This window comes from Rhizobium sp. SVR5-2C (assembly GCF_056755115.1).
On record NZ_JBNDHT010000242.1, the window covers coordinates 1 to 5,279 of the forward strand.

Consider the following 5,279-nt stretch of genomic DNA (forward strand, 5'->3'; position numbering starts at 1 on the left):
TGATTCCCTGGGGCCGCGACAACGGTGACCAGGTTCCAAGTGTCCTGCGCGACGACGACCGTGATCCCTTCCTGTCGCTGCATCGCGACGTAAACCGGCTGTTCGACGACGTCTTCCGCGGCTTCGGCTCCAGCCTGCCATCCGTTGCCCGGACATCCGCATTCGGTACCGGTTGGCCGAGCGTCGAGATCTCCGACACCGACAAGGAGATCAAGGTGACCGCCGAAGTGCCCGGCCTTGCAGAGAAGGACATTGAGGTCCTGCTCAATGACGGAGTGCTAACGCTGAAGGGCGAAAAGCGCTCAGAGAGCGAGGACAAGGATCGGCACTTCTCTGAGCGTTATTACGGCCGGTTCGAGCGCCGCATCCCGCTCGGTTTCGAAGTCAAGGAAGATGAGGTCGATGCTCGCTTCAAGAACGGCGTGCTGACCGTGACCTTGCCGAAGAGCGACAAGGCGCAGTCGCAGGTCAAGCGCATCGCCATCAAGAGTTGATATCAATCAAAGCGCCGAGGGCGGCCATGGGCCGCCGTCGGTCTCGATGCTTCGCCAGCAGGGAGGGATAAATGACAGAGACTGTTAGACACACCACGAAAACAACACACCTGTTTCGGCTTCCAAGGCTCGAACGACAACCGGCGAAGCAGTCTTTCTCTCGAATGCTCCCGGTCTCCAAAAAATGCCATTGCGTGTATCTCGCCAAACAGGTGCGGCACCGAGGCTGGATCTGCTGGGGCCGTACCTACCAGTAGGAACAGTGCCTGTTCCGTCTCCTCTTCCCCGACAACCGGACATCGCAGCAGCGGCGGTTCAATTGCTGCCGCCGCACCCGTCTTCTGCCAGCAGGAGGCGGCCCATTAATGCGCAACACTGATGAGGAAAAATGAACCATGCTGAGGTCCCTGCCTTCGAACAACCGGGCGGCTTTCGATGTCCTCAATATCGTTGCCGGTCTTGGTCTAGTGCTATCGCCATGGCTGCTCGGCTTCGCCGCCGAACCCTACGCCGCCTGGAACGCCTGGATCGTCGGTATTGTCATTGTCGGCAGTCGCGCCATGGGTCCTTGGCTTCTCGGTGGTGACAGCGGCAATGTGGGCGCATGTGATTGCCGGCATCGTGGTCGCAGTCCTGGCCACTGGCGGCATCTGTTTAGCCACAACCATCCGCTGTCGACCGTGTAAGAAATTGAGAACGGTCGAGGCCTTCGGCCCGTCCTTTTTGCACCCTTCACGCGTCACGCGTGAGGGGAAGGAAGCTCCAGATGGACAACATCGTGATCGGTTTCGCGGGTGACCTCTATAGAAATTGGAACGAAGAGGATTTCGGCGTTCCCGCTTCCGTTGAAACCATCGCTCAAGGGTCGGTTCCAGGTCGCGTCGGGGTTTGCTTTAGATCGAGCCTTGTTTTACGGCACGGCGGGTTGGACGACCGCGCGAGCCGAGGCACATACCCCTGGCGGCGCGTCGAGCGATACGCTTAGCGGGTACACGGTTGGGGCGGGTGTCGATTATGCGTTCACCAACAATGTCTTTGCCAGGGGGGAGTATCGCTTCACTGACTTCGGCACCGGAATTTTTGGTGGCGGATCAGTGGACTTGATCTCGACCAGCACATGCTCACGGTGGGCATCGGCTTGAAATTCTAAGAATGACCTGTCGCGGCTGCCAAGGCATAGAGGAGCGCAATAGTGGTCACCGAACTGCTGGTTTGCGCCTCAATGGCGGCTGTCGACGGCGATACGGTCAAGTGCCTGCCGAGTGGTCAGAATATGCGATTGCTGGGGGAAGGTGTTCCGTTCGTCTCGGGGCATCGACACGCCGGAGATCGGGTCGCACGCGAAGTGCATCAAGGAACGGAGGCTGGCGTTAATCGCCAAGGGAAGGTTGAAAGAGCTTTTGGCTAAAAAAGGCTTGCGGGTGGAATGGAGCGGAGCGGTGGACGCAACACCTTCTCACCGGCCGCTGGTGAATATCTACCGGGCCAATGGTGAAGAAATCGGCAAGACGCTACTCAAGGACGGCTTTGCTCGAGAGTGGCGGCCCGGGCATCGAAACGACTGGTGCACCAGAGTCCTGACGAGATTGCAACCGTACGGCAGCAGACCAATGCTTGAAGCTGGCCACTAACAGCCCAAATTTCAGTTAATGCCGTTTAAACACCGAGCCGTTTGTTAATCCGTTGCCGCATTGATGGCGGGTTGGTTCCCATATCTCGACCTCAGTCGCCAGTGATGTCGGGTTGGCAGTTCTCATCCTGGTGCCGCTCGGTCACTATTTACTCTTACCTGCCCGCTCCTGCGGGGCTACTTTGAGCCAGCATACGGTTTGTAAAATGCCATGTCCGTCGACTTTGCCACCATTAAGCGCGTTGCGCACCTTGCCCGTATTGCCCTCTCGGAAGAAGAGGCAAACCTCATGGTTGGCGAGCTGAACGGTATTCTCGGTTTCATCGAGCAGCTTTCGGAAGTGGACGTTGAGAGCGTCGAGGCGATGACTTCGGTTATGCCTATGGCAATAAAGATGCGCGCGGACGAAGTCACGGAAGGCAACAGGGCCGCCGATATCGTTTCCAATGCGCCGCTCGCCGATCAGAATTTCTTCCTGGTGCCTAAAGTGGTCGAATAACCTCTCCCGCTTTCGGCTCCGTTGCTGGATGTATTAACCCTTGAAAGGCACAAAGCCGTCGCCCAAATCTGTATGCGTCAAACCCGCCAAGTTAAGGAGGTTGCAATGGCGCTCGACAAGTTTGACCACCCTATTTATGCGCAGCGGAAATACTTCGTTCAGGAAATAGCGGGAGTTGACGACATGTTCGACTACCTGGATGAGTGGCCCCCTGAGAAGCGAAGCCCCACCTACCAGACCTTAATCGACCTTTGCAGAGAAGCAGCATGTGGCAGACGTCCAACGTCGACGGTGCGCGAGAATTTTCGGCGCTTTTTGAAGAAAAACGGGAAACTCGCCGAACTCGAGGACATCCCACCATTCATGAGGCGTGTCACCAATCGCACCATCGGCGGCACCTAAGCTATGCGCCATCTGGACGTCTTGAACGGCAAATATTCCATCACTACATCTAATATACCGGATGCCAAGGCGGACCGGCAAAGCTGAGTGAGCGTCGAGGACGACTTGGACTTGGCGCTCTCGTATCCATGTTGCTTCAAAGGAGGATGTGGCTATGAGAACTACCACTTTCGATTTCTCGCCCCTGTTCCGGTCGAGCATCGGATTCGATCGTATGTTGGACGCGCTTGAGGCGGCAAGCCGCATCGAGACCGGCGACAACTGGCCCCCGTATGACATCGTCAAGACCGGCGGGGATGATTACCGCATCGCAATGGCTGTGGCGGGCTTTTCGCAGGACGAACTGACGATGATCCGGGAACAGAACATGCTTATCGTGTCGGGCCAGAAGAAAAATGGCCAAGACGGCGAGTACCTGCACCGGGGCATGGCGGGTCGGAGCTTCGAGCGTCGCTTCGAGCTTGCAGACCACGTCAAGATCGTTGGTGCAAACCTGAACGACGGTCTCTTGACAGTCGATCTCAAACGCGAGGTTCCGGAGGAAATGAAGCCGCGTCGTATCGAGATCAAGAGCGACCTGGCCGTTGGCAACGATCAGACTAAGCAGATCGAAGGTGAGAAGGTCGTTTGACAACCAGTATCAGACGTCTAACGGGCATCGGGCGCCCCGCCCGGTGCCTTTGGCGTCTTTAGCTCATGGAGAGCCTGGTTTCGGCAATTGAGCCAATGAAGATGAAGCAGTGACCGTGCGGCGCGCTATTCTGCCGGATTGCGCCCGGAGTCACCCTGCCAGCGCATCCAGCCGAATTCCGGCGAGCTGACCCCGCAACCTTCTCCACAAGTCAGCGGGGTCTTTTTTCTTACGCTGCGAACGGGAACAGAGATCGACTTACTTGGTCAAGGAGAAGACCGTGCGGCAATCTTGCTGGTAACCACCATCAACGAAGACGCACTTCATCGTGACGCGCGGTCACCGTCCCCATTAAACGACCCGCTTCTTATGGAACATTGCAGAACCAGCCTTGTTCTGCACACTTGGGCCGCGTCGCAGTTTCTCCTGTTCAACCGGCTGATGACACCCCTCTCCGGGTGCCGCGTGGTCAATCCCGCGCTGAATGGCTAGGGGAGCTATGAGGCGCGGCAAGGCTAGCTTCCGCAGGTGCGGGCCCTTCGATCGGTAACCATTATTGATTATTGACGAGCAGGCTCCCCGGGGCTTTAGTTTCAAGCGCTGCAGCCCCCAGCACGGCACAATGACGGCCACCTACCCAATATCCGAGGCCGCCATGAGGCCAGGGGCTCGCTATCTCCGACCCTTTTGGACGAGCCCTTGGTCGTATTTCCGCGTATTATTGCGTCAGGCCTGTCTGCCCCGCGGAGAGCCTCTGGCGTTCGATACGGTCGACGCGCTCCGGACGCATTTGCCTTTGACCCAATCGCCCAGCCCCTGACCGCCGCGCCGCTGCTCCGATCGCCCTATCACGTTGAGATAGTAGTAAAGCTCACTCCAGGAGAGGCGATTTGCCTCCACTTCACGCGCAGTAGAAATTTCGCCCATCAGACAGTCTCAGGTCGAACTCTTGAGGAACGGCGAGCGCTCCATCTACAGCCAACCGAGCCCCTCCATCGGACATGTCCTTGACGATATAGTCCAGAACGCTTGCGCCGCCGTTCAACAGGATCTTGCCTCCGATCAAAGTCCGTTTTCTGTGCGTCGATTGCTGTCCATAGGCACCCCATGCGTTGCCTTGCAGTCTATTCCTGTGCAATCACTTAAAGGTTAAGATGCAGCCTCCGTACGATCTCGAGCGGAGGCGTCAGAAGCTTCAGGACGATTTGGTGTCGAGCAAATCACAGGCGACCGCCCTGTTGCATATCCGCAGGGTTTTCAGAAATGTCTACCAAACATTCCCAGCCAGCGCTAAAGTGCACTTCAGAGGTTCTGGGAGTATGGAGCACAGACCCTTCGACAAATTCAGGTACGGTCTTGCGTCCCTTCTGGTGCGCCGCCCCCATTTGCGGCCCCGTGCGAATACGGTGACCTGCCACGGGTAATTTCCTCCAAAATGGATTAGAGTTCCGGCCTATTAAAGGACGGACGAATGAAGAAGCAGAGATTTACGGAAGAGCAGATTATTGCGGTGCTGAAGGAGCAGGAGGCTGGCGCGAAGGCGGTGGACCTCTGCCGCAAGCACGGAATTTCGGAAGCGACGTTTTACAACTGGAAAGCCAAATACGGCGGTATGGAAGTCTC

The 5,279-nt window shown here is 57.2% G+C and carries 7 protein-coding genes and 2 pseudogenes; 8 read left to right on the forward strand and 1 reads right to left on the reverse strand.

Annotation, left to right across the window (positions count from 1 at the left end):
• Positions 1–2 precede the first annotated feature (2 nt).
• The 7 genes and pseudogenes from ACPYOI_RS34745 (at position 3) to ACPYOI_RS34775 (ending at position 3,656) form a co-directional block, all read left to right on the forward strand.
• On the forward strand, positions 3–494 hold the full coding sequence (locus ACPYOI_RS34745; protein ID WP_481424053.1) for an Hsp20/alpha crystallin family protein: 492 nt from the start codon (positions 3–5) through the stop codon (positions 492–494).
• A gap of 395 nt (positions 495–889) precedes the next feature.
• Positions 890–1,180 (forward strand): annotated as a pseudogene (locus ACPYOI_RS34750) (SPW repeat protein).
• A 108-nt stretch (positions 1,181–1,288) separates the two neighbouring features.
• Positions 1,289–1,636 (forward strand): outer membrane protein, encoded by a 348-nt coding sequence (locus tag ACPYOI_RS34755; protein ID WP_481424054.1) that lies wholly within the window; start codon positions 1,289–1,291, stop codon positions 1,634–1,636.
• An 80-nt stretch (positions 1,637–1,716) separates the two neighbouring features.
• A pseudogene (locus tag ACPYOI_RS34760) lies at positions 1,717–2,125 on the forward strand (thermonuclease family protein).
• 210 nt (positions 2,126–2,335) lie between these two features.
• Entirely contained in the window at positions 2,336–2,623 is a 288-nt protein-coding gene (gene gatC / locus ACPYOI_RS34765) for an Asp-tRNA(Asn)/Glu-tRNA(Gln) amidotransferase subunit GatC (RefSeq protein ID WP_481415509.1), read from the forward strand.
• A 105-nt stretch (positions 2,624–2,728) separates the two neighbouring features.
• A complete protein-coding gene (locus ACPYOI_RS34770) occupies positions 2,729–3,025 on the forward strand; it encodes a DUF982 domain-containing protein (protein ID WP_481424055.1) in 297 nt (98 codons plus the stop codon).
• Positions 3,026–3,179: 154 nt separating this feature from the next.
• The gene (locus ACPYOI_RS34775) at positions 3,180–3,656 is read left to right on the forward strand and encodes an Hsp20 family protein (protein ID WP_481415507.1); all 477 of its coding nucleotides are present in this window, start codon (positions 3,180–3,182) and stop codon (positions 3,654–3,656) included.
• Between the two features lie 901 nt (positions 3,657–4,557).
• Here the strand turns inward: ACPYOI_RS34775 and ACPYOI_RS34780 are convergent.
• Complete coding sequence (locus ACPYOI_RS34780; RefSeq protein WP_481415506.1) at positions 4,558–4,722, reverse strand: hypothetical protein; 165 nt, start codon at positions 4,720–4,722, stop codon at positions 4,558–4,560.
• A 405-nt stretch (positions 4,723–5,127) separates the two neighbouring features.
• Between ACPYOI_RS34780 and ACPYOI_RS34785 the strand changes: the two genes are divergently transcribed.
• Positions 5,128–5,279 (forward strand): transposase (locus ACPYOI_RS34785; RefSeq protein WP_481424056.1); only part of this gene is annotated, 152 nt, incomplete at its 3' end.